Below are 25,645 nucleotides of genomic sequence, written 5' to 3' on the forward strand. Positions count from 1 at the left end.
AGGGGGTCATGCATTGAACTGAAGCGCCTGCTGCACCGCACCATCCACACTCAACCCGCTCAGCACCACCCCGTTAGCCCCCACCTGCGGCAACGCCGCCAACGCCGTTTGTGCGTCGTCCTTCAGACGAGCCAGAATCAGACACTTACCTTCCTGACGCATCCGCACGAAAAACGCCTGCAACGCTTCAATGCTGGTGCCATCCAGATCCGGCGACTCCTCCAGGCTGAGAATCACCGTATGAATCGGCGTTTGCGAATGCCGGATCAAGTGCAAGGCAGCGCCGAGAATCCGCTCGACATTGGCAAAAAACAACGCTTCACCCGGCCGCACAATCAACACACCAGGCACGGCCTGGGCCGTTGGATGGCGTTGCAGGTCGACAAAGTCGTGACCGCCATCGATGCGCCCGAGAATCTGGATATCCGCCGCCGACAGCTGCTTGAGCATCAGCAACACACTGATCGCCACCGCCACCAGCAAGCCGTCCAGCACACCCAGTACCAATACCGCCCCCACGGCGCAGATCACCAGCAAGCGGTCACGGCGCCAGATGAAATAGCGTCCCAGCGGCTGCAGGCTCAAGCCACGCGCCAACGCATGGATAACGATGGCGGCGAGAATCGGTTCCGGCGTCAGGGCGATATACGGCAGCACCGTCAGGACAATGAGCAGCACCACCAGCGCCGCCACGATCCCGGCCAGGCGTGAAGTGGCACCGGCGGCCTCATTGGCCGACGTCGCCGAATACCCTGCGCCCGCCGGCATGCCGTGGAACAGACCGGACAGCAGGTTGGAAGCCCCCAGTGCCAGCAGGTCGCGGTTCGAGGTGACGCGATCACCGTGCTTGAGCGCATAGGCACTGATCGAGCCATACGACTCGGCATACAGAATCATCACCATGGCGAACGCCAGCTCACCCACACGCAGCCAGTCGGTAAACGGCAGTAGCGGCAGCTTCGGCACCTCCAGGCTCAGGTCGATCAAGCCGATCAGCTTCACGCCATAGGCCGGCAGGTCCAGCCACTGCCCCGCCGTGATGCCGATCACCACCACCAGCAAACCACCCGGCAGGCGCCGAAACCGCGCGAACAGCCATAACAAGGCCAATGCCACGGCGCCGACCGTGGCTGCGGCCCAGTTCCATTGCGGCAGTTGTCCCAGCAATTGCGGCAGAAAACCCACCAGGTTGGCTTCGGTCAGATGCACACCCACCACGCTCGCGACCTGCTTGAGGATGATGGTCAGCGCCAGGCCAAAGGCAAAGCCACGCAGCACCGGCTTGGCGATGAACGACGTCACGCTGCCGAGCTTGAACAGCCCGGCCAGCAAGAAAAACGCCCCGGTCATCAGTACCAGGCCGATGGCCAGCGTCGAGCGAAGCTCAGAGTCGCCATTGGCCAAGGTGGCGGTCGCGGCGGCCAGCACGGCGGCGGAGGATGAAGTGGCCGAAACAATGGCAAAACGGCTGGTGCCGAACAGGCCATAGCACAACAACCCGGCAAACAAGGCGATCACCCCGGCCTGGGGCGCCACTGCGGCGATGCTTGAATAGGCGACGGCTTCGGGCAACAAAAGGCCGGCTATCGACAACCCGGCCAACAGGTCCTGCCAGCGATTGGGTTGCTCGGTGGGGTTGGCGTTGGGGGTGCTCGACAATCCAATGTCTCCAGGCGAAAAAAAGCCGCTGCACGTATCACGTGCAGCGGCCACTGTAGCTGAAAATCAGAAGATCGCAGCCTGCGGCAGCTCCTACAGGGGAACGCGGCCTACCGTAGGAGCTGCCGAAGGCTGCGATCTCTTGATCTTACGCGCTCAACGAATAAATCAACGCAGTGATCGCCACCAGGCCCACCGCCGTCACGAAGACGTTGGACGCCTGACCGCGATAGCGTGCCATCGCCGGCACCTTGCGAATGGCGTACATCGGCATCAGGAACAGGATCGCCGCGATCACCGGGCCACCGAGGGTTTCGATCATGCCCAGGATGCTCGGGTTCAGCGTGGCGACGATCCAGCACACCACCAGCATGAACGCGGCAGTCATGCGGTCCAGGGCCTTGGCGGACGGACGCTTGCCGCTCTTGACGATCAGCCCCTTGAGACCTTCGCTGGCGCCGATGTAGTGCCCCAGAAACGACTTGGAGATGGCCACGAAGGCAATCAACGGCGCCGCGAAGGCGATGGTCGGATTGCTGAAGTGGTTGGCCAGGTACGACAGGATCGACAGGTTCTGCGCCTTGGCTTCAGCCAGTTGCGCTGGCGACAGGGTCAGCACGCAACTGAAGACGAAGAACAGCACCATCACCACCATCAACAGGTGCGCCCGGGACAGGATCTGCGAGCTGCGCTCCTCGGCGTGATCACCGTAGCGACGCTTCTGGTCCACGGCGAAGGCCGAAATGATCGGCGAATGGTTGAACGAGAACACCATCACCGGAATCGCCAGCCACAGGGTGTGCAACAGCGCCGACGGTGCCGGCACGCTGCTGGCGGTGGTCAGGATGCCGCCGTTCCAGTGCGGAACCAGGTACACCGCCAGGAACAGCAGGGCGACGATGAACGGATAGACCATCAGGCTCATGGCCTTGACGATCAATTGCTCGCCGCAACGCACCACCGCCAGCAGGCCGAGGATCAACACCAGCGACAACACGGCGCGTGGTGGCGGCGTGATGTGCAGTTGATGCTCGAGGAAGCTGCCCACGGTGTTGGTCAGGGCCACGCTGTAGATCAGCAGGATCGGGAAAATGGCGAAGAAGTACAGCAAGGTGATCAGCGCGCCGGCCTTGATGCCGAAATGTTCTTCCACCACTTCAGTGATGTCGGCGCCTTCGCGACCGGACAACACAAAACGGGTCAGCCCGCGGTGCGCGTAGAACGTCATCGGGAACGCCAGCAACGCCAGGATCAGCAGCGGCCAGAAACCGCCGAGGCCCGCATTGATCGGCAAAAACAGGGTGCCCGCACCAATCGCCGTGCCAAACAGGCCCAGCATCCACGTGGTGTCCTGGCGATTCCAGCTCGAGAGCGTTGCGGGTGTTGCTGCTACATAGCGTTTGTTGACGCTATTGGCCTGATCATTCATCCGGTGGGATCTCCACATTCCGGTCACTTGCCACCCAGTCAGAACGCGTCGGAATACCCGACAGGCAGCGCCCTGACTGGAACAGGGGCGCGATTCTGGAGGATTAGTGAACAGAAGCAAAGACTTAGGTGAGGAACGGTGGTACCAGGTTGACGAAAAATCCCCTGTGGGAGCGAGCCTGCTCGCGATAGCGGTGGGTCAGCCGGAGAATATGCCGGATGTGCCGCAGCCATCGCGAGCAGGCTCGCTCCCACAAGGATCTGTCGTGTACATGTGCTTCATCGCCAAATAGCAATCCGCACTTGATAAAGGTCTACCATCATGTATTTTTAAACAACCTGCATTCCTCCTGGAGTCTTCCCATGCCACTGGTTCGCGTCGACATCAAAAAACATCAGGACCCCACCCACGCCAAACGCATCGGCCAACTGATCTACGCCGCCATGCACAGCACCATCGGCGTGCCGGAGAATGATAATTTCCAGATACTCGCCGAACACGATGAGCAGCATTTCATCTTTGATCCCGGTTACCTGGGGATCGACCGCACGGACCAGTTGGTGGTGATCCAGATCACCATGAGCGAGGGGCGAACAGTCGAGCAGAAAAAAAACCTCTACAAAACCATCGCCGAAAGCCTTCACACAGAGCTGGCCGTGCGCATGGAGGATGTTTTCATCAATCTGGTGGAAGTCAAAAAAGAGAACTGGTCGTTCGGCAACGGAATTGCCCAATACGCCCTCTGATGTTCAGCCTGCAGACCCGAGAGTGACCCATGCCCCGCGTATCCCGCAAACAAGCCGACCTCAACCGCGAGACCATTGTCGATGCCGCCACACGGCTGTTCCGCGAACGCGGTTTGCACGGGATCAGTGTGGTCGATGTGATGGCCGCCGCGGGCCTGACCCACGGCGGCTTCTACGGGCACTTCGAATCCCGCGAAGCCCTGGCGCAAGAGGCCAGTGGACGGGCCTTCGAGCAGGCCGCGCAACGCTGGCAAGCACGGGTGGCCGATCAGGAGAGCAAGGACACCGCCCGCCGCGCCGTGGTCGGAACGTACCTGTCCAGCGAAAGCCGGGACAACCCGGGTGACAGCTGCCCGGTGGTGGCCTTTGCCGGGGACATGTGCCACGAGGCCGCCGAGAGCGGTTTGCGTCAAACCTATCTGCAGGGCCTGAACAACCTGCTCGATTCCCTGGGCTCACTGCTCGACACCGAAGACGAAGCCGACAAACGGCAGCAGGCGCTGGTGCAGTATTCGCTGATGTTCGGCGCGCTGATGTTGTCCCGGGCGACCCGCGGCGATCCACTGTCGGATGAAATTCTCGAGGCTGCCCGGGCAGCACTCTCGGCTTCGAAATTAAGGTTCTTCACGTAATCCCGGGAAACTGCAGGAGCCCTCTTACTGGCGATGGACTCCAGTGCGACGCGTTTATCCAGTTCACACGCATTATCGTTAACGACCATCGCTGGCAAGCCAGCTCCCACAAAGGACCGTGCCCACGCTGAAACTGTAGGAGCCAGCCTGCTGGCGATGGACTCAAGTGCGCCGCGTTTATCCAGTTCACACGCGTTATCGTTAACGACCATCGCTGGCAAGCCAGCTCCTACAAAGGACCATGCCCACGCTGAAACTGTAGGAGCCAGCTTGCTGGCGATGGACTCAAATGCGCCGCGTTTTCCAGTTCACACGCGTTATCGTTCACGACCATCGCTGGCAAGCCAGCTCCTACAAAGGACCATGCCCACGCTGAAACTGTAGGAGCCAGCCTGCTGGCGATGGACTCAAATGCGCCGCGTTTATCCAGTTCACACGCGTTATCGTTAACGACCATCGCTGGCAAGCCAGCTCCCACACACGCAGCTCCGCATGAAATGGCGCAGGCCGCGATCGCCGGCGGTTGCCAAGCTATCCTGAAATCAGCAATCTCAAGCGACGTTCGAGCCGATTTTTCGATGCCCACAGGGAGCCAAACATGCCTGTAACCGTTCTGGTACTGGTTGAAACCATCAATGATTACCTGCCTATCCTCGAACATCAGGGCTTCCACCTGATACTGGCCCCGACGCCCGCCGAGCGCGCCGAAGCCATCGCCCGCCACGCCGGGCAGATCGACGCCGTCCTGACCCGTGGTCCATTGGGGCTGTATGCCGATGAAATCGCCGCGCTGCCCAAACTCAAGATCATCTGCGTGATCGGCGCAGGCTATGAACACGTCGACCTGCAGGCCGCCGTCGACCGGGGCATCACCGTCACCAATGGTGCCGGGGTCAACGCCTCGTCCGTCGCCGACCATGCCATGGCGCTGCTGCTGTCGCTGGTACGCGACGTGCCACGCTGTGATGCCGCCGTTCGGCGCGGCGAGTGGCCGAAGATCATGCGCCCTTCCCTCGCCGGCAAGCGCCTGGGCATCCTCGGCCTCGGCGCGGTCGGCATGGCCATCGCCAAACGTGCCGGCGCCGGCTTCGACATGAGCATCGGCTATCACAACCGTCAACGTCGCAGCGATGTGCCCTACACGTTCTGCTCGACCCCGACCGAACTGGCGCGCGCCTCGGACTTCCTGATCGTCGCCACGCCCGGCGGCCTGGGCACCAAGCACCTGATCAATCGCCAGGTCCTCGACGCCTTGGGGCCCCAGGGATTTATCGTCAACATCGCCCGGGCCAGCGTGATTGCCACCGCCGACCTGATCACCGCCCTGGAGCAACGCCGGATCGCCGGCGCAGCGCTGGATGTGTTCGACGCCGAACCGAAGGTGCCGGATGCGCTCAAGACCCTGAGCAACGTGATCCTCACGCCCCATGTCGCCGGACTGTCCCCGGAAGCTACCCAAGGCACCGTCGAACTGGTGGGCAAGAACCTCGTGGCGTTTTTCTCCAGCCAACCGGTGCTGACGCCGATCGACTTGCCGCCGGCCATGAGCCGGGTCGTTCATTGAGGGCAATTCAAACAGCTGTATCAAAAACAATGATTGGCCGGCAACACGCTCACCTATAAGAGCCGATCGCAGTTGTGGGTGCGGGGTGTGCGCATTAGATTAGCCAATAGTTTCAGGCCTCCAGAATAAGCAGAAGGGATAAGCATGGCGCTTACTGACCAGTCCACCCGTATCCGCACCGGCGAAGAGCTCGATGCCAGCCTGATCGATCCATACCTCAAGGCCCATATTCCGGGGCTCAGCGGTTTGCCGAAGATCAGCCAGTTCCCGGGCGGCGCTTCAAACCTCACCTACTTGCTGGAATACCCCGAACAGGAGTTCGTCCTGCGTCGCCCGCCCTTTGGCCATAAGGCCAAGTCGGCTCACGACATGGGCCGTGAATTCCGCATCCTCAATCAACTGCGCGACGGATTTCCGTACTGCCCGAAAGCCTACGTGCACTGTACCGACGAATCGGTGATCGGTGCCGAGTTCTACGTGATGGAACGGGTCAACGGCATCATCCTGCGTTCCGACCTGCCGCCGGAACTCGGGCTGGACTCGGCGAAAACAGAAGCCCTGTGCAAGAGCTTCATCGACAAGTTCGTCGAACTGCACCAGGTCGACTACAACGCCTACGGCCTGGGTGACCTCGGCAAGCCCGAAGGCTACGTGGCGCGCCAGATCAAAGGCTGGAGCGATCGCTACGAGAAGGCCCTGACCCCGGACGCGCCACAATGGCAAACGGTGAAAGCCTGGCTCAACGACAAGATGCCGGCCGACCATCCGACCTCCAGCATCGTGCACAACGACTACCGCTTCGACAACGTCATCCTCGACCCCGCCAACCCGATGCAGATCATCGGCGTGCTCGACTGGGAGCTGACCACCCTCGGCGATCCGCTGATGGACCTGGGCAACACCCTCGCCTACTGGATCGAAGCCGATGATCCGGCACCGGTGCAGATGATGCGCCGCCAGCCAAGCCACGCGCCGGGCATGTTGACCCGCCGCGAGTTCGTCGATTACTACGCCGAACGCTCGGGCATCCAGATCGACAATTTCGATTTCTACTACACCTATGGCCTGTTCCGCCTGGCCGGCATCGTGCAGCAGATCTACTACCGCTTCTACCACGGCCAGACCCAGGACAAACGCTTCGCGCAGTTCATTCACATGAACAAGCTGCTGGAGCAGATGAGCCTTCAGGTCATCCAGAAATCCAGCCTGTGACCGTACGCGATCCCTGTAGGAGCGAGCCTGCTCGCGATGATCGTGAACGATAACGCGCACTGACTGGCCTCAACTGAACAGCATTGGCCGCACACGGCATTTGACTCGATAACAAGACTTTCTATAAGGGAACCCCATGTCCAAGACTCAGTTGTTCGACCTCGACGGCAAGATCGCTTTCGTCTCCGGCGCCAGCCGTGGCATCGGTGAAGCCATCGCCAAACTGTTGGCCCAGCAAGGCGCCCACGTAATCGTCTCCAGCCGCAAGCTTGAGGGCTGCCAACACGTCGCCGACGCGATCATCGCCGCCGGCGGCAAGGCCACCGCCATCGCCTGCCACATCGGCGAAATGGAACAGATCAGCCAGGTCTTCGCCGGCATCAAGGAACAGTTCGGCCGCCTCGACATCCTGGTCAACAACGCCGCGACCAATCCGCAGTTCTGCAACGTCCTGGACACCGACCTCAGCGCCTTCCAGAAAACCGTCGACGTCAACATCCGCGGCTACTTCTTCATGTCGGTCGAAGCCGGCAAACTGATGCGCGAAAACGGTGGTGGCAGCATCATCAACGTCGCCTCGATCAACGGCGTTTCGCCGGGGATCTTCCAGGGCATCTACTCGGTGACCAAGGCGGCGGTGATCAACATGACCAAAGTCTTCGCCAAGGAATGCGCGCAATTCGGGATTCGTTGCAATGCCCTGCTGCCGGGCCTGACCGACACCAAGTTTGCTTCGGCACTGGTGAAGAATGAGGCGATCTTGAACACGGCGTTGCAGCAGATTCCGTTGAAGCGCGTGGCGGATCCGAGTGAGATGGCGGGGGCGGTGCTTTACCTCGCCAGCGATGCTTCCAGCTATACCACTGGCGTCTCGTTGAATGTGGATGGTGGTTTTTTGTCTTGATGGGGGTGATTTGAATGGAACAAGGCAACAGACTGATCAATCCCTGAAAACGCATAGGGGGGAAGACATTGCTTCCCCCCTATGCGCATCGCGAAACGTTGGCAATAACCGCAGTACCTGTGGCGGATGGGGACTTACAGGACTGTGATATTTCACTCCGAGAGCGATATATTTTTAACTTCCACCAGCATACTCACAGACTCTACCCTCCCTTCAATGTTGAATTCTGCATAAACCTCAAAGATTCCTAGATCCCTAAACATCATCAACTGCGGCGACATAACTTCTCCAGTGTCACCAGTTCTACCTTCAGTGTTTGGAAACCCAGGAATTCGAAACGTTACCCTTTTATTCGGCAACGGCACACCGTCCATCGTAAGAAGTCGCACAGCCACAATGTATGTCCAACCTCTATTCGCGACAACTCTATCTGGAGGGAAGGGATGATACCCACCGTCGATATTTAGGAACCTGAAACTGACAGCCTTAGGAAATAGTCTGTTACCCGGAATTAGAAGTTTGGCCTCATTGTTATCACCGGCACTCAGCTCCAGATCAAATATACCCGTCTTGTTCTCAGCACAAACGATGTCCCAACTGTGAGTTGTCGTATCAGAATTTCGTGGAGGCGTGGAAGACACATCATTCATTACAAGGCCGCCTTTCGGTACCCAATTCAAGCGCAAAGGAACACCAGGCAAGGCACTGCCTTTATGGTCAAGAGTCAAGACTTTAGTCACTCCCCCACCAAATACTTCGCCGTCAGGAATAGCTCTCCCATCGAACAAAGGTGTAGCTTCATTGGCCAGGTTAGTTGACATCAACCTGTTACCATGTACGGTAATCTGCGTAGTCATGCCCCGAGCCGTCATCTGCAATTGAAAGACGCCGCTTCTGTTCGCTCCTGTAACACGCCATTTAAGGTTTGGATCAAATGGATTGAATCGCGGTACACTGCTCAAGTCATCATATTCAAGCGGACGGGTGACCTCGCGTGTCAGCGCTATCCCGTGACCCGCGATTGGGCTGCCGGGTTTGCGGATCAACTCAACGTCCTTAGCCTGCCCCCTGACGAACACGCTACCGCCGGGAGGTATGTCTTTCCCTCCGATCTTGACCTCTACTTCATCGTTCAGGTTGGTCGACAACAACTTGATATCAGTTACGGTAATCGGCGTAGTCATGCCCTCAGCAGTCAGCTGCAATTGAAAGAAGCCGCTTCTGTTCGCTCCGGTAACAGTCCATTTAAGGGTTGGTTCAAATGGATCGAATCGCGGTGAACTGCTCAAGTCATTATGTTCAAGAGGACTGTTGACCTTACGTGTCAGCGATATCGGGTGACCCTCGATTGGGCTGCCGGATTTGGGTCTTAACACGACGTCCAAAGGCCTCCCCCTGAAGAACACGATATTACCATAAGAAATGTTGTACCCTTCGATCTCGACCTCTCCTTCATCGTTCAGGTCGGTCGACAGCAACTTGCTGGCTGTTACGTTAATCGGGGTCATATCCTTGGCAACTATCTGCAATTGAAAGAAGCCGCTGTTGTTCGCCCCAGTGACATCCCATTCATAGGTTGGATTAGAATCATTGAATGGCGGTCTACTGCTCAAATCCGTCAGTTGAAGAGGCTCGTTGACCGTGCATGCCAGTGCTATCGGGTTACCCGCGATTGGGCTGCCGGGCTTGGGGGTCACCACAACGTCCTTGGACTGCCCCCTGAAGAACACGTTACCACCGGAAGGAACGTCTTGCCCTCCGATCTTGACCGTTACTTCATCGTCCAGCTTGTTCGATATCAACTTGCTGATCGCCACAGTAATCGCCGTAGTCATACCCGTACCTTTCAGCGATAGCTGGAACTTGCCGCTTTTGGTATTTCCCGTCACTGCCCAGCTATAACTTGTGTCCTCACGGTCAAACTTCGGCTCACTCTCCACGTTTTCAAGATCAAGGCCGGATATGACTTTCAGACTCAAGGTTACAGGTAGACCAGCCAGCGGACTGCCTGGTTTTAGTTTGAGCGTAACGGTTTGCGGCTTATCCCGGATAAACCAATTGCCCTCGTTGGGAACAGGAGCACTTTCAATCTCGACGTCAGCCTCTTCCGCCAAATTGGCTGACAACACAGCACAAGGGACTTCCCAAGCCTGGACAACATCTTTACTGAGCAACTTCAGCTTGATACGACCACTTTTTGTACCGTTCGCCGCAAGTGCCCAGCTTGCCTTTGCATCGGGTGTCGGCACCCACGCTTCAAAATCCGGAGAGGCTTCAATATCCAAATCGTCCGGATTGATCAAATCAAGAGCGACTTCCTTCCCCCTCAGGAATGGCGCTTCGACTTTCACATCAATTGGCTGCCCACGAAACAAAAAGGCGCCCGGTGAGTTCCAGGCAACAGGTACACCGTTGATCAGCAGTGTGGCCTGCTCCCAAGGGCTTTCCAGATAGGCGTTGAGCGTAAAGTTATGCTCCGACGTGGTGTCGTCATACGGGCTGTAGACCTTGGCCGTAATCGTATGCTCCCCCACTTCGGTAACTGCATGGTCGAACTTGCTCCACCCCAGATCTTTTGTTTGTACGGTACGCACGAGTGTCCCGTCGAAGTACCAGTCGACATCCACACCTTCCAGTTCCTTCTCGGTATAAAACGAAACGACCTGAATCTCCGCTGATACTTCATCGCCCACCACCGGCGCACTGATAGGATTCCGCTCTTTCAGAATTTTTCGCCGGTAATCCCCCAACTTGAAAGGAAGTTGGTAAGGCACTGCGGTAAATTCACTCTGCACCTGAAGATTGAAATCGATGTCCGATCCTTCAGCCGGGCATATGAGCTTCCACTCGGCCCCGTCCGCCAGAAGTGGCTGATATTGACCGATTTCAGGTTCGCTACTGATGGGCGATGTTCCTCCGAGAGTCGGGTTGAGGCTGGCGCCCTGGTTGATCCAGGGACTGCCCTCGACTGCCGCGAGCTTTAAGTCATGTTCAGCACCATGGCAGATAAGCAGCGGTTCAATAGCCATCACCCCAGAATTACGATTACCCGCCATAGCGACATCTCCCGATCATTGGCACAGCGTGAAAAACCATGTGTTTTCACTATCTGAAAAATGTCGGCTGGCGCCTACTGTCAGAAATGACAGAGCGAAAGATCGTTCGGCGATAAACAGCAAGCCTTTGATATCAACTTTGATTAAAACAACATCAATGACTCGGGTTTCGTTGAATGTGGAATGAAAAGGCAGCCCGTGGAGCCGATAGGGCTGCCTTTCTGTTGCTTAGCTCTCGCCTCCAGTAATCCTCACCAGCAGGTCGAGCGGTGTTGCCCCCACAGGAAGCGCTGCTACCGCTTTGATTACACGATCGCCAGGATTACTGAAGCGCATGGCGGCCGAAAGGGCTATCCCGCTGGCGTCAGTTTTAGTCTGGTATGGCTCGTGTTCAGGGGCTGTAAACGTCACATCCACACCCACTGCAGGAGAGCCATCTGAATTCATGAGCCTCACCCTGAAAACAAGCCAAAGGTTACGCGGCAACACGACTTGTCCAGGAGGCAACGGCAAGTCGAAATTGAGCAGATTAAGGAATCGGAAAATCTCTCGACTCAACCGATTCGCCGGCGTTGAAAGTGACGCCCCTTCACCTTCGCTATACAACTTCAACTTGAAGATTCCGGATTGCAGCTGTTTGCCGGTTAACGTCCATTCATGCTTCGTGGATAGTTCCCGAAGCTCTGGCACACAAGTGAAGTCACTGGGTACAACCCCTGATAGAGGCCCCACATCAATCGCCAACGGTGCACCCGCCAGCAAATCTCCATTCTTGTACTCCAGCGTCAGTAGGTTGGGCTGCCCGGCAATGAAGTTTGCCCCGCGCGACGGCATCGCCTCGCCATTGAGCAAAACCGTTACCTCATCCGCCAGATTGCTCGAAATCACCGCACTTTGATGTACCCACGGCACCACCACTTCCCGACTGTAAAACACCAGGGTGATACGGCCGCTCTTGCCTGCGTCCGGCGTAATCGTCCATTCGAACTTGCCAAGGACGGGAGGCACCCAATCGCCAACTTTCGGCGATGTAACGAGGTTCAAATCGCCACCATTCACCAACCCCAGGTTCAGAGCCCTGGCGATCGCGGGTGGGGCTTCCACTGTCACGACGTTCTCCTGCCCGAGGAGCAAAACGAGTTTCGCTCCCCATTCCACTTTCTTGCCGTTGATCAACAACGTGGCTTGTTTCCAAGGGCTTGTTGCAGCGGCTGCAGCTTTTAGTTCGGTGATCATGACGAGGCGTTCCTTCTCAGTAATAGACATAAAAAACAGTCCGTTAACTATCAGGACAAATCGACAAGTTGAAAACCGTCATAAATGATAGATTATCTAGAGTAAAACGCGATAAAAGCTCTAGATTTGCGTTTCAACGCCATGTACAGAATGAAGAAAGGCAGTCGATTGACTGCCTTTCTTCATTCCGGTGATAAAAATTCACTCCATTTAACTTATCGGGTGAGACGATTATTCTTTGATCCGTTTTTAACTCAGTGGTTGAACATCCAAAAGCAACTTCGTCACATACTCCCGGCCATCGCTTGTCATTACCGCAGAACATTCTCGTTTGCCCGCTGTCCAGAAAGAAAATGCATGAAGCGCGAGCCCTTTAGAATCGGTAGTTTTCGTTATAGGGTCGAAGCCCTGGGTATTGAATGTCACAGGGGCACCCTCTACCGGAGAATTATCAAGCCCTCTTACCCGAACAACCATGATGTAGATGCCTATGACTACGCCCACCTCAGCCGGAGGTTGAGGTAGCTCTGCATAATCTTCCCCCATCCACGCCAGGTACCTTAGCTTGTAAGTAGACACCAATCGATTAGTCGGCGTCAGCAGTGACGTCTGTTCTCCTTCATTGAAAATTTTCAGCCTGAATGTTCCCTCCTTCTCAGCACCGGTGATAGCCCACTCGTGCACCCTGGAAAACTCTTGAAGAGGTGGTTCACTAACAAGATCCTTATGTTCAAGCCCTCGGCCAGGAGCCCAATCGAGAGCCAGGGGAATACCGTCCAAAAGATTCCCTTTCTTGTCAACCAAAGTGATTTTTTTTGTTTCGCCGCCGATAAGATTCACACCGTCTGCCGGTATTTGAATACCGCCGAGATAAACTGTGGCCTCATCGGCGAGATTGCTCGAAATCACCGCACTTTGATGTGCCCACGGCACCGCCACTTCCCGACTGAAAAACACCAGGGTTATACGACCGCTCTTGAGCGCGGCCGGCGTAATCGTCCATTTGAACGTGCCTGAGTCGGGAAGCACCCAATCGCCAACTTTCGGCGATGTAACGATGGTCAAATCGCCACCATTCACCAACCCCAGGTTGAGCTTTCTGGCGATCGCGAGTGGGGCCTCCACCGTCACAACGTTATCCTGCCCACGTCGCAAAACGACTTTCGCTCCCCTGTCCACTTTGGTGCCGTTGATCAACAATGTGGCTTGATCCCACGAGCTTCGTGCAACGGTTGCAGCTTTCAGTTTGGCGGTCATGACGACGTTTCCTTTTCAGCGAAGGACCTAAAAACGGTCCTTTAACTATCAGGAAAAATCGACACACTGGGAACTGTCATAAATGACAGATCAAGTAGAACAAATTGCGATAAAAAACCGCTGATGACTTACAAATCATTCAAGTTTTTTGAGATGACACCGATCAGTAAGTCCCGGACCACCCCGTCGCCCAAGGCGACGATGAAGGCAATCACCATCCCCCCGAGCAGGTCGAGGTTGCTGCGCATCGCCCTGATCGCGCCTTCAATGGCGAATTCTGCCGTACCGGCAAGGTCGGCGATCAGTACGGTGCACTCGGCACGGGGGCTTCAACGAAAGCAGCGCCCGGGTTTACTGAGTAACGCAGCGAGTCGTGGTGGTGACTCGGGTCACCTCGCCGTTTTCAGCACGCACATCGCCCAGTACATCGGTTTTATCCATGGCCTGGCAGGTGCGTACAGGAGGGGGTGGTGTGACCGCTGGAGGGGGTGGCGGGCTGGAACAGCCGCCGAGAATCGCTACGCACAATGCCAGCGACAAAGGTGAGATAACGCGTTTCCCAAGAGTTTTCATAGGTTGACCCGCGATAAGTGATCGACACATTTTTGTGACAACAAAACCGGCGCGTAAAGTCCATACACCTGTCACAAAAATAAATATCAGCGAATCACTTATAGCCCAGCCAGTGGCCAACGCCAGTAAAAGCTGGCAGTTCTTACATCACCGGGTCAGGGCGTTGCAGGGAATTGCACTGCAGTTCATAGCGCAATTCTTCGATCAGCGAGGCGACCGACTCTGCTGTTTGCAGCGTACTCATGTTCAGGCCACTGACCACCAGGTCCACCTGGCCCGACACCGGGTGATACAGCTTCACGGTCAGCCAGTGTTCGCCAGTGATACTGCATTCACAGGCCAAGGGTGAAAAACTGCCTTCGATCAGCAGCCTCAACTGCGCCAGCGTAATCATTGTGACGGGCCCTGGCGGCTTGATGCAGGGTGTAACGGGCTCATGGGGGCTATTCCTGTAGACGGTTTACGCAGGGAGGGCGCAGGTGACTTCAAGTCGCCTGCTGCATCACCAGCCTAAGAGCCACCACAGCGGCTCGACACATGAATTTGCACCCTGCGCCTTAGTGCAATTGCACCTTAGCGCTGCCCTTTGGGCCGCCACGCGCTGGAGAACAGTCCCCGCTCCCGTGCCCAGACAATCGCCTCGCTGCGACTGTGTATAGCGAGCTTGGAATACACCGCAGCCACATGGTTGCGCACCGTGTTCGGCGCCAGTTTCAGGCGCGCGGCGATTTCCTTGTCGGCCAGGCCTTCGCAAATCAGGCCCAGCACATCGCGCTCACGGGCGGTCAGCTCGGTGAGGGACACGCTGGGCAACTTCGGCGAATTCACGCTTTTTACGTTGGCCAGTTTTTCGATCAGCGTGCGGCTGAACCAGGAGGCGTCCTTCATCACTTCCTCGATGGCCGCCACCAGCTCCAGCTCGGTGCGCTTGCGCTCGGTGATGTCCATCAACACCAGCAGATAACAGGGTGTGTCCTGAATGTTCACGGTGTCCGCCGACACTGTGCAATCGATCAGCCCGGCGTCTTTTCTACGCACACGCACATCGATGCGGTCCAGGCTGCCGGTTTTCTCCAGGGCGGCGAACAGCTGGATGCGTGCGTGCCGGTCCTCGAAGAAGTCGATCTGCGCAATGCTGATCCCACGCACCTCTTCACCGGAATAACCCAGGGTATCCAGGAACGCTTCGTTGACATCCAGCACCAACTGATCCGCCGCACCGCACACCAGTATCGGCACCGGCGACAGGCGAAAGGCCTTGGCGAAACGTTCTTCGCTTTGGCGCAGGGCGATTTCAGCCTTGTGCCGGGGCTCCATGTCGACAAAGGAAAACAGCATGCAGGCTTCGTCGTTGAGCTCCAGCGGCTGGCCGGCCACGATCACTTGCTTGCTGCCACCGTCGGCCAGGCGCAACTCGGCCTGCATTTGGGGAATGGTCGCCCCTTCGCACAGACGCTGCCTGGCCAGTTCTTTGTGCTCGGCCTGTTCCAGTACGTCCAGCTCATAGGTCGAAGTGCTGATCACCTGGTCACGGGAGTAACCGGTCATTTCGAGGAACCCCGGGTTGACCTTGATGTAGCGCAAATCACTGAGCCGACAAATCACCGCCGGTGCCGGATTGGCCGTGAAGGTTTTTTCAAAACGCTGCTCGGCGCTGGCCCACTCGGTGACATCGTCCATGATCAACACCAGTGATTCCGGGTCGCCACGGCTGTCGGCCAATACCAGGCTACGCACGCGATGGACCCAGGTACGCGCTTCGTCATCCGCCGGCGTCACTTCCACCAGCACATCGCTGAACGTCTCGCCGCGCGCGACCCGGCTGATCGGGTAGCTGTCGACGGCCACCCCATGCTTGTTGCGATAGCGCAAGGCGAAGCGTTTGGCATACGCCTTGGCGTTGGCACCCAGGTCGCTGACTTGCGCAACACCGTGCATGGCCAGCGCCGCCTCGTTGGCCCACAGGATGCTCTGGTCGGGGTCGAGCAGAATCACCCCGTCGGACAGACCGGCGATGATCTGCTGCAACTGGCGGCGATTGGTTTCAGTGCTCAGGACGTCCTGGCTCATTGCATCTCCACAAGAATGGCGACCCCGTGAGAATACGACCGCCCAGGCGTGCAATAGTGCAAAGAAACCCTGTGGGAGCAGGCTCGCTCCCACAGGGATCTTTCATCATTTTCAGGAGGCCGTTTGACTAGTACAGATTCAGCGATGCCTCCAGTCCTGCCAACTTCTCCGGGTTTCGCATGATGAAGATCCGGCTCACCCGCCCCGCTTCATCAAAGCCAAAGGTCATCGACGCGGTGATGACGCCGTCGGCCTTGATGAGCACACCTTGGGCACCGTTGATCTCAATGGGCAGCCATTGGCACGCCTGCCAATAGGTGTGCAGCGACTGACCAATGAAATCCAGTACGCGAGCGATACCCGACAGGGTTTCGCGGATGGCCGGGACCTTGCCGCCGCTGTCGGCGCAGAGTTCAACGTCCTCGGTCAGCATGGCGCTCAGGGAAACAGTCGAGCCGCTGGCGATAGCGCTGTGAAACGCGCTCAGCAATTGGCTTTGACGCATGGGTAGCGGCTGGTAACGGGCGTGTCCGCTGCCAAGACTCGCCTTGGCCCGGGACACCAGTTTGCGGCAAGCGGGCTCCTGTACGCCGACTGCATCGGCGACCTGCGGGTAATCCATGTCGAAGATTTCGTGAAGCAGGTACGCGGCACGCTCTTTGGGTGACAGGCGCTCAAGCAACAACATGAAGGCGGTGGACAATGACGAAGCCAGTTCAAGCCGGTGCTCGGGTGAGTCCTGATGGGTGGTGTGAATCGGCTCCGGCAACCAGGTGCCGATGTAGTCGACCCGGGAGGCGTGGGCCGAGCGCAGCACATCGATGCAGTGCCGGGTGCAGGCCGTGGTCAGCCAGGCGGCCGGCGTGGCGATGGAGGCCCGATCGGCCTCCAGCCATTTGATGAACAGTTCTTGCACCGCATCCTCGGCTTCGGCGCGCGAGCCGAGGATGCGGTAGGCCAGACCGAGCAAAAAGGGCCGACGCTGCTCGAACACAGTGGCGGCGTTTTCAGCGGAGCTCATCAATCAGTGCCTCGACACCTGCAAGCGGTTCCACAGGTTGATCATGCCGATCTCGGCCGTCAAGGCGCCGATCTGTTCGTCGCTGAAATGCGCTCTGAGCGCACCGCGCAAACTGGCGTAATCGGTTTTTTCATCCAGTACCGTCAAGGCTTCGGTCCACGCCAGCGCGGCGCGCTCCGAAGGGCTGAAATCGCTGACATGACGCCAGACGATCAGGCGATCCAGACGCTCGTTGGTCTCGTTGGCCTCCCGGGCCTCGCGGGTGTGCATCTTCACGCAAAAACCGCATTGGTTGATCTGCGAGGCGCGCAGGTGGACCAAATGCTTGAGGGTGGGATTGAGATCATGATTGTCGAGGGCGACATGAACCTCGGTCAGGCTTTCGAAAACCTGCGGGATCGATTGCAGCAGATTGACCGGTTGGGTGTTGGACGGCATCGTATTGCTCCACTGATTGAGGGATTCAACAGGATGACGATTGAGCATTTTGCTTTGTGACAGGTAAAAGCAAAGATCGCAGCCTGCGGCAGCTCCTACATGAGAACGAGTTCCCCTGTAGGAGCTGCCGCAGGCTGCGATCTTTTGATCTTCAAGCCGCCAGTTTCCCCTTCGCGATAGCCTCAGAAGCCGCCAGCATCGCCCGCAACAACACCGCACACCCGGCCGCCAGATCTTCCGGCGCAGCGTTTTCGATTTCGTTGTGGCTGATACCGCCCTCGCACGGCACAAAGATCATCCCGGCCGGACCAAGCTCAGCGAGAAAGATCGCGTCGTGCCCTGCTCCGCTGACGATGTCCATGTGCGACAGGCCCAGGCCCTGGGCAGCACCGCGCACAGCCTCGACACAGCCCTTGTCGAAGTACAGCGGCGGGAAGTCCGCGGTTGGGGTGAGTTCGTAGGTCAGGCCATGTTCATCGCAGGTGGTTTCGATGACTTCGCGCACTTCGGCGATCATCGAGTCCAGGCGTTCCGGTTCCAGGTGGCGGAAGTCCAGGGTCATGCGCACTTCGCCGGGAATGACGTTGCGCGAGCCGGGATAGGCTTGCAGACAACCGACGGTGCCACAGGCATGGGGTTGATGGCTGAGGGCGGCGCGGTTGAGCGCACCGACGATCACCGCGGCGCCGACCAGGGCGTCCTTGCGCAGGTGCATCGGGGTCGGGCCGGCGTGGGCTTCGACGCCACGCAGTTTCAGGTCGAACCATTTCTGCCCGAGAGCGCCCATGACCACGCCTATGGTCTTGCGTTCGTCTTCCAGGATCGGGCCTTGCTCGATATGGGCTTCGAAATAGGCCCCGACTTTATGGCCGCTGACTTTACGCGGGCCGGCGTAGCCAATGGCATTCAGCGCCTCACCCACGGTCACGCCATCGGCATCGACCTTGGCCAGGGTTTCTTCGAGGGTGAATTTTTCCGCGAACACACCGGAACCCATCATGCACGGGGCAAAGCGCGAGCCTTCTTCGTTGGTCCAGACCACCACCTCCAGCGGTGCTTCGGTTTCGATGTTCAGGTCATTGAGGGTGCGCAGCACCTCGACGCCCGCCAATACACCGAAGCAGCCATCGAACTTGCCGCCGGTGGGCTGGGTGTCGATGTGGCTGCCGGTCATCACCGGTGGCAGGTCGGGATTGCGCCCGGGGCGTCGGGCGAAGATGTTGCCCACAGCGTCGATGCTGACGGTGCAGCCGGCATCGATACACCATTTGACGAAGATGTCCCGAGCCTGGCGATCGAGATCGGTCAGGGCCAGGCGACACACCCCACCCTTGACCGTGGCGCCAAGTTTGGCCAGTTCCATGAGCGACTGCCACAGGCGGTCGCGGTTGATGTGTTGATGGCTGGACTGCAGAACGTCGACGGCCGCGTTCATGATGATCTCCTCTGGCTGTTCTTATGGATTCCTTCAGGTGTTTCTTCGGTGGACTCAAAGCCCTCATCGCGAGCAAGCTCGCTCCCACATTGGATCTCCAGTGTTTACAGATCCCCTGTGGGAGCGAGCTTGCTCGCGATGGGGCCAGTGCTCACACCGCAGATTTCGCGACAGACGGGCTGGGCCGCATCACACTCAACCCGTAATAAATCACCCCGCCCAGGATCGAGCCGGTGAACCAGCCGTAGCTGTAGAACCAGCTGAACGCATCGCTGCCCAGGGACGCCAGCGTCAACACCACCGGCACGCCGAAGGCCATGAAACCGCTCCAGTTCCACGCCGGATACACGTCATCGCGGTACAGGCCGGCAAGGTCCAGTTGCTGTTTCTTGATCAGGAAATAGTCCACCACCATGATCCCGGCGATCGGCCCGAGCAGGCTGGAATAGCCGAGCAACCAGTTGGAATAAACGGTTTCCAGGCTGAGATCCGAGACAATCAGGCCGAGCTTTTTCAGCAGCTCATGAGCCATCAACGCCAAGCCGACGAAGCCGGTCAGCAGCACGGCGTTGGTGCGGTTGATCACCTTGGGGGCGATGTTCTGGAAGTCATTGGTCGGTGACACGATATTGGCCGCGGTATTGGTCGACAGCGTGGCGATGATGATCAGCGCCATGGCCAGCGCCACCCACACCGGGCTCTGGATATGGCCGATCAGGGTCACCGGATCGGAAACCGTCACGCCCACCAGCTTCACCGAGGCCGCGGTCATCACCACCCCCAGGGAAGCAAACAGGAACATGGTCAGCGGCAGGCCAATGATCTGCCCGACAATCTGGTCCTTCTGGCTTTTCGCGTAGCGGCTGAAGTCCGGAATGTTCAGTGACAGCGTGGCCCAGAAGCCGACCATCGCGGTCAGCCCGGCGGCGAAATAACTGGCCACCCCGGCGCCTTCGGGACGCTTGGCCGGAATCGCCAGCAACTCGGTCATCGACACGTTCGGCATGGCCCAGACCAGCAGCCCTACGCCCACCAGTACCAACAGCGGTGCAGACAGGGTTTCCAGCCATTTGATCGACTCGGCGCCGCGTATCACCACCCAAAGGTTCAGCGCCCAGAACACCATGAAGCCGATGACCTCGCCGATGCCACCCAGGGATTTCCAACCCTCGAACACCGAGCCGAGGAACAGGTGAATCGCCAACCCGCCGAACATGGTCTGGATGCCGAACCAGCCGCACGCCACCAGCGCACGGATCAGGCACGGAATATTGGAACCGAGCACGCCGAAAGACGAGCGCAGCAACACAGGAAAGGGAATGCCGTACTTGGTGCCGGGAAAGGCGTTCAGGGTCAGGGGAATCAGCAAGATGATGTTGGCAAACAGAATCGCCAGCAGCGCTTCACCGACGGTCAGGCCGAAGTACGCGGTCAGCACGCCACCGAGGGTGTAGGTCGGCACGCAGATCGCCATGCCCACCCACAGCGCGGTGATGTGCCATTTGTTCCAGGTGCGTTCGCGCACCTTGGTCGGTGCAATGTCATGGTTGTAACGGGGACTGTCGAGTACATCGCTGCCGGCTTCCAGCTCGAACAAGCCGTCGCGCTCGGTCACTTGCGATCTGATCTGTTGCATGGCCGCTCCACTGTTCTTTGAATTATTGTTTGCTCATCGGGGGCTGGCGGCTTCAATAAACGTGCCGGGTACCCCGATTACGCATCGGGCAGTTCCATAAACACATTGCAACCAACTGATGTTTATCAGTTTTATTCGCTGACTCGACTAGTTGTCAGGCCACTCAGGCCGAATGCCAGGCAAGTTGTCCGGACAGTCAGGACTCAAACTGGTGCGTTGATCTTTTTTTCAATGGCTGCGCATCAACCATAGACCATACTCAAACAGCTGATTTCACATAAGAAATCTTGACTATTTTTCGATCCTGTCAAGTGCGTCAAAATGGTGAGGTCGCTCACCATTTTGGTGATTCTTGTATTTAATCGTTAAATATCAATCAGTTAATGACTGAATAAGCTTATAAAAAATATTCTTGCCGATTCGAATAACTGCAGCTAGCGTTTAATCCTGACAGCACTGACAGGAATACACCTGTTGACGCTGGCGTCATATAAAACATCTAGAACCGGCACAAGCCGGTCATTGCCTGCGAGGAACTCGGAATGTCTCTGTTGATCCGTGGCGCCACCGTTATTACCCATGATGAAAGTTATCGCGCCGATGTGTATTGCGCAGACGGCGTGATCAAGGCCATCGGCGAAAACCTCGAAATCCCCGCAGGCGCCGAAGTGCTCGACGGCAGCGGCCAATACCTGATACCCGGCGGCATCGACCCGCACACCCACATGCAGCTGCCCTTCATGGGCACCGTGGCCAGCGAAGACTTCTACAGTGGCACGGCGGCGGGACTGGTCGGCGGCACCACCTCGATCATCGACTTCGTGATTCCCAATCCGCAGCAATCCTTGCTTGAAGCCTTCCATCAGTGGCGCGGCTGGGCCGAGAAGTCGGCGTCGGACTACGGCTTTCACGTCGCCATCACCTGGTGGAGCGACCAGGTCCGCGAGGAAATGGCCGAACTGGTCAGCCAGCATGGCGTCAACAGCTTCAAGCATTTCATGGCCTACAAGAACGCGATCATGGCCGCCGATGACACCCTGGTGGCGAGTTTCGAACGCTGCCTGGAACTGGGTGCGGTGCCGACCGTGCATGCGGAAAACGGCGAACTGGTCTATCACCTGCAACGCAAGCTGATGGCCCAGGGCATCACCGGGCCGGAAGCGCATCCGCTGTCTCGGCCGTCACAGGTTGAAGGCGAGGCCGCGAGCCGGGCGATCCGCATCGCCGAAACCCTGGGTACGCCGTTGTACCTGGTGCACGTCTCGACCAAGGAGGCCCTCGACGAAATCACCTATGCCCGCGGCAAGGGCCAGCCGGTGTACGGCGAAGTGCTGGCCGGGCACCTGCTGCTGGACGACAGTGTCTACCGCCACCCGGACTGGCAAACCGCCGCCGGTTACGTGATGAGCCCGCCGTTCCGCCCTCGCGGCCATCAAGAGGCGCTCTGGCATGGCCTGCAATCGGGCAACCTGCACACCACCGCCACCGACCACTGCTGCTTCTGCGCCGAGCAAAAAGCCGCGGGCCGCGACGACTTCAGCAAGATCCCCAACGGTACCGCCGGCATCGAAGACCGCATGGCGGTGTTGTGGGAAGAAGGGGTGAACAGCGGACGCTTCTCCATGCAGCAATTCGTCGCCCTGACGTCCACCAACACCGCGAAGATCTTCAACCTCTACCCACGCAAAGGCGCGATTCGTGTGGGGGCCGATGCCGACCTGGTGCTGTGGGACCCGCAAGGCACGCGGACCATTTCCGCCAAGACCCACCATCAGCAGGTGGACTTCAACATCTTCGAAGGCAAGACCGTGCGCGGCGTGCCCAGCCATACCATCAGCCAGGGCCGCGTGGTCTGGGCCGACGGCGACCTGCGGGCCGAGCGTGGCGCCGGGCGCTACATCGAACGACCGGCGTACCCGGCGGTGTTTGATTTGCTGAGCAAGCGGGCCGAGCTGCACAAGCCGACGGCAGTGAAACGCTGAAATCGAGGCCTTCGGCCTTCGCGAGCAGGCTCGCTCCCACATTTGAAATGCATTTCCCTGTGGGAGCGAGCCTGCTCGCGAAGGGGCCAGACAACAAAAAACAATGCCCATTCAGAGGCAGCACCTCAAATAACCGTGAGGCCAACACCGTGATCAAGACCCTGGACCACCTCCCGCATCCCATCGAGAATGCGGCCGCCCTCGCCGGCCATTTCACCGATCTGGCGCCGCCACTCAACGAGCGCCAGGCTCAGCTCGAAGCTTCTCGCTGCCTGTATTGCTACGACGCACCCTGCGTGAATGCCTGTCCGAGCGAAATCGACATTCCCTCGTTCATCCGCAACATCCAGCAGGACAACGTGCAAGGCGCCGCGCAGAAGATCCTCTCGGCCAACATCCTCGGCGGCAGTTGCGCCCGGGTGTGCCCGACGGAAATCCTTTGCCAGCAAGCCTGCGTGCGCAACAACGTCCACGAATGTGCACCGGTCATGATCGGCCTGTTGCAGCGCTACGCCGTGGACAACGCCCACTTCAGCACACACCCGTTCCCGCGTGCTGCCGCCACCGGCAAACGTATCGCCGTGGTGGGCGCCGGTCCGGCCGGTTTGTCCTGCGCCCACCGCAGCGCCATGCACGGGCATGACGTGGTGATTTTCGAGGCGCGGGAAAAGGCTGGCGGCCTCAATGAATACGGGATCGCCAAATACAAGCTGGTGGACGACTACGCGCAACGGGAGCTTGAGTTCCTGCTGGAAATCGGCGGAATCGAAATCCGCCACGGGCAAAAACTCGGGGACAACCTGACCCTCAGCGACCTGCATCAACAGTTCGATGCGGTGTTCCTCGGCCTCGGGCTCAACGCCAGCAAACAACTGGGCCTGGCCCACGAAGACGCGCCCGGCCTGCTCGCCGCCACCGACTACATCCGTGAACTGCGCCAGGCCGATGACCTGAGCCAGTTGCCCCTGGCCGACCATTGCATCGTCCTCGGCGCGGGCAACACTGCCATCGACATGGCGGTGCAAATGGCCCGTCTCGGCGCCCGTGACGTGAACCTGGTGTACCGGCGCGGCGCCGAAGACATGGGCGCCACTCATCACGAACAGGAGATTGCCAAAGCCAATCAGGTGCGACTGATGACCTGGGCGCAACCTGAAGAAGTGCTGCTCGATGACCACGGCCGGGTGCGCGGCATGCGTTTCGCCCGCACCCATCTGGTCGAAGGTCGCCTGCAAACCACTGGTGAAACCTTCGAACTGGCCGCCGACGCGATCTTCAAGGCCATCGGCCAGGCCTTCGACAGCGACGCCCTCGCCGATCCGCTGGCGCGCGAACTCAAGCGCCAGGGCGAGCGCATCGCCGTCGATGAACAGCTGCGCACCAGCATCCCCGGCGTGTATGCCGGCGGCGACTGCACCAGCCTCGATCAAGACCTCACCGTGCAAGCGGTGCAACACGGCAAGCGCGCCGCCGAGGCGATCAACACTCAACTGATGCTCAACGTGGAGGCTGCGTAAATGGCCGATCTGTCGATTGTCTTCGCCGGCATCAAGGCACCCAATCCGTTCTGGCTGGCCTCCGCGCCACCCACCGACAAAGCCTATAACGTGGTCCGCGCCTTCGAGGCCGGCTGGGGCGGCGTGGTCTGGAAAACCCTGGGGGAAGATCCGGCGGCGGTGAACGTATCCTCGCGCTACTCGGCGCACTTCGGGGCGAACAGGGAGGTGCTTGGTTTTAACAACATCGAGCTGATCACCGACCGCTCGCTGGAGATCAACCTGCGGGAAATCACCCAGGTCAAAAAGGACTGGCCGGACCGCGCACTGATCGTGTCCTTGATGGTGCCCTGCGTCGAGGAATCCTGGAAACACATCCTGCCGCTGGTGGAAGCCACTGGTGCCGACGGCATCGAACTGAACTTCGGTTGCCCCCACGGCATGCCGGAACGCGGCATGGGCGCCGCGGTCGGCCAGGTGCCGGAATACGTGGAACAGGTCACCCGCTGGTGCAAGACCTATTGCTCGCTGCCGGTGATCGTCAAGCTCACGCCGAACATCACCGACATCCGTGTTGCCGCCCGCGCGGCCCACCGTGGCGGTGCCGATGCGGTGTCGCTGATCAACACCATCAACTCGATCACCAGCGTCAACCTCGAGCGCATGGTCGCCAACCCCATGGTCGGCAGCCAGAGCACCCACGGCGGTTACTGTGGCTCGGCCGTCAAGCCGATTGCCTTGAACATGGTCGCCGAAATCGCCCGTGACCCGCAGACCCAAGGCCTGCCGATCAGCGGCATCGGCGGCATCGGCAACTGGCGCGACGCCGCGGAATTCATCGCGTTGGGCAGCGGCGCGGTGCAGGTGTGCACGGCGGCGATGCTGCATGGCTTCCGGATTGTCGAAGAGATGAAGGACGGCTTGTCACGCTGGATGGACAGTCAGGGCTACGCCAGCGTCGCGGAATTTTCCGGGCGCGCAGTGGGCAACACCACGGACTGGAAGTACCTGGACATCAACTACCAGGTGATCGCGAAAATCGATCAGGAAGCGTGCATCGGCTGTGGTCGTTGCCACATTGCCTGTGAGGACACCTCGCACCAGGCCGTGGCCAGCCTCAAGCAAGCGGATGGGACGCACAAGTACCAGGTGATCGATGAGGAGTGCGTGGGCTGCAACCTGTGCCAGATCACCTGCCCGGTGCAGGACTGTATCGAGATGGTGCCGGTGGAGACTGGCAAGCCGTTCCTGGACTGGAATCATGATCCGAGGAATCCGTATCACGTCAGTGTCTGAATT

At 58.7% G+C, this 25,645-nt stretch carries 20 protein-coding genes; 8 read left to right on the forward strand and 12 right to left on the reverse strand.

Annotated elements, in window-relative coordinates; all coding sequences use genetic code 11:
- Positions 1-6: 6 nt before the first annotated feature.
- Together CD175_RS01530 and CD175_RS01535 are read right to left on the reverse strand one after the other, a co-directional pair.
- Complete coding sequence (locus CD175_RS01530) at positions 7-1,659, reverse strand: SulP family inorganic anion transporter (RefSeq protein WP_104447382.1); 1,653 nt, start codon at positions 1,657-1,659, stop codon at positions 7-9.
- A gap of 148 nt (positions 1,660-1,807) precedes the next feature.
- The gene (locus CD175_RS01535; RefSeq protein WP_102674538.1) at positions 1,808-3,088 is read right to left on the reverse strand and encodes a serine/threonine transporter; all 1,281 of its coding nucleotides are present in this window, start codon (positions 3,086-3,088) and stop codon (positions 1,808-1,810) included.
- 362 nt (positions 3,089-3,450) lie between these two features.
- Here CD175_RS01535 and CD175_RS01540 point away from each other — a divergent pair, with 362 nt between their 5' ends.
- From CD175_RS01540 to CD175_RS01565, 5 genes are all read left to right on the forward strand, one after another.
- Entirely contained in the window at positions 3,451-3,834 is a 384-nt protein-coding gene (locus CD175_RS01540; RefSeq protein ID WP_104447383.1) for a tautomerase family protein, read from the forward strand.
- 29 nt (positions 3,835-3,863) lie between these two features.
- Entirely contained in the window at positions 3,864-4,466 is a 603-nt protein-coding gene (locus CD175_RS01545; RefSeq protein ID WP_104447384.1) for a TetR/AcrR family transcriptional regulator, read from the forward strand.
- 598 nt (positions 4,467-5,064) lie between these two features.
- Positions 5,065-6,030, forward strand: a complete 966-nt coding sequence (locus CD175_RS01555; RefSeq protein ID WP_104447386.1) for a 2-hydroxyacid dehydrogenase — start codon at positions 5,065-5,067, stop codon at positions 6,028-6,030.
- A gap of 144 nt (positions 6,031-6,174) precedes the next feature.
- Positions 6,175-7,242: a phosphotransferase family protein gene (locus CD175_RS01560; protein ID WP_104447387.1), complete on the forward strand. Its 1,068-nt coding sequence runs from the start codon at positions 6,175-6,177 to the stop codon at positions 7,240-7,242.
- A gap of 136 nt (positions 7,243-7,378) precedes the next feature.
- On the forward strand, positions 7,379-8,146 hold the full coding sequence (locus CD175_RS01565) for an SDR family oxidoreductase (RefSeq protein ID WP_007976320.1): 768 nt from the start codon (positions 7,379-7,381) through the stop codon (positions 8,144-8,146).
- 152 nt (positions 8,147-8,298) lie between these two features.
- On the opposite strand, the gene CD175_RS01570 is transcribed toward CD175_RS01565, so the two are convergent.
- The 10 genes from CD175_RS01570 to CD175_RS01615 form a co-directional block, all read right to left on the reverse strand.
- Positions 8,299-11,202: a hypothetical protein gene (locus CD175_RS01570; protein ID WP_104447388.1), complete on the reverse strand. Its 2,904-nt coding sequence runs from the start codon at positions 11,200-11,202 to the stop codon at positions 8,299-8,301.
- Between the two features lie 228 nt (positions 11,203-11,430).
- Complete coding sequence (locus CD175_RS01575) at positions 11,431-12,438, reverse strand: hypothetical protein (RefSeq protein ID WP_104447389.1); 1,008 nt, start codon at positions 12,436-12,438, stop codon at positions 11,431-11,433.
- A 249-nt stretch (positions 12,439-12,687) separates the two neighbouring features.
- Positions 12,688-13,695 carry a hypothetical protein gene (locus CD175_RS01580; RefSeq protein WP_104447390.1) on the reverse strand — a complete coding sequence of 336 codons (1,008 nt, stop codon included), beginning with the start codon at positions 13,693-13,695 and terminating at the stop codon, positions 12,688-12,690.
- A gap of 128 nt (positions 13,696-13,823) precedes the next feature.
- Complete coding sequence (locus CD175_RS31515; protein ID WP_338066201.1) at positions 13,824-14,000, reverse strand: TRIC cation channel family protein; 177 nt, start codon at positions 13,998-14,000, stop codon at positions 13,824-13,826.
- A gap of 410 nt (positions 14,001-14,410) precedes the next feature.
- Entirely contained in the window at positions 14,411-14,662 is a 252-nt protein-coding gene (locus CD175_RS01590) for a DUF1652 domain-containing protein (protein WP_104447391.1), read from the reverse strand.
- 179 nt (positions 14,663-14,841) lie between these two features.
- Positions 14,842-16,338: a helix-turn-helix transcriptional regulator gene (locus tag CD175_RS01595; protein WP_104447392.1), complete on the reverse strand. Its 1,497-nt coding sequence runs from the start codon at positions 16,336-16,338 to the stop codon at positions 14,842-14,844.
- Positions 16,339-16,465: 127 nt separating this feature from the next.
- Positions 16,466-17,359, reverse strand: a complete 894-nt coding sequence (sigJ, locus tag CD175_RS01600) for an RNA polymerase sigma factor SigJ (RefSeq protein WP_104447393.1) — start codon at positions 17,357-17,359, stop codon at positions 16,466-16,468.
- Between the two features lie 3 nt (positions 17,360-17,362).
- On the reverse strand, positions 17,363-17,797 hold the full coding sequence (locus tag CD175_RS01605) for a carboxymuconolactone decarboxylase family protein (RefSeq protein ID WP_104447394.1): 435 nt from the start codon (positions 17,795-17,797) through the stop codon (positions 17,363-17,365).
- Between the two features lie 151 nt (positions 17,798-17,948).
- A complete protein-coding gene (locus tag CD175_RS01610; protein ID WP_104447395.1) occupies positions 17,949-19,232 on the reverse strand; it encodes a Zn-dependent hydrolase in 1,284 nt (427 codons plus the stop codon).
- A 151-nt stretch (positions 19,233-19,383) separates the two neighbouring features.
- Positions 19,384-20,868 (reverse strand): NCS1 family nucleobase:cation symporter-1, encoded by a 1,485-nt coding sequence (locus tag CD175_RS01615; protein WP_104447396.1) that lies wholly within the window; start codon positions 20,866-20,868, stop codon positions 19,384-19,386.
- Between the two features lie 542 nt (positions 20,869-21,410).
- Here CD175_RS01615 and hydA point away from each other — a divergent pair.
- The 3 genes from hydA (at position 21,411) to preA (ending at position 25,642) form a co-directional block, all read left to right on the forward strand.
- A complete protein-coding gene (hydA, locus tag CD175_RS01620; protein WP_104447397.1) occupies positions 21,411-22,850 on the forward strand; it encodes a dihydropyrimidinase in 1,440 nt (479 codons plus the stop codon).
- A gap of 149 nt (positions 22,851-22,999) precedes the next feature.
- Positions 23,000-24,367 carry an NAD(P)-dependent oxidoreductase gene (locus CD175_RS01625; protein WP_104447398.1) on the forward strand — a complete coding sequence of 456 codons (1,368 nt, stop codon included), beginning with the start codon at positions 23,000-23,002 and terminating at the stop codon, positions 24,365-24,367.
- A complete protein-coding gene (gene preA, locus CD175_RS01630; RefSeq protein ID WP_104447399.1) occupies positions 24,368-25,642 on the forward strand; it encodes an NAD-dependent dihydropyrimidine dehydrogenase subunit PreA in 1,275 nt (424 codons plus the stop codon).
- Positions 25,643-25,645 lie beyond the last annotated feature (3 nt).

Origin of the sequence: Pseudomonas laurylsulfatiphila, assembly GCF_002934665.1 — a bacterium.
GTDB classification, from domain to species: Bacteria; Pseudomonadota; Gammaproteobacteria; order Pseudomonadales; family Pseudomonadaceae; genus Aquipseudomonas; species Aquipseudomonas laurylsulfatiphila.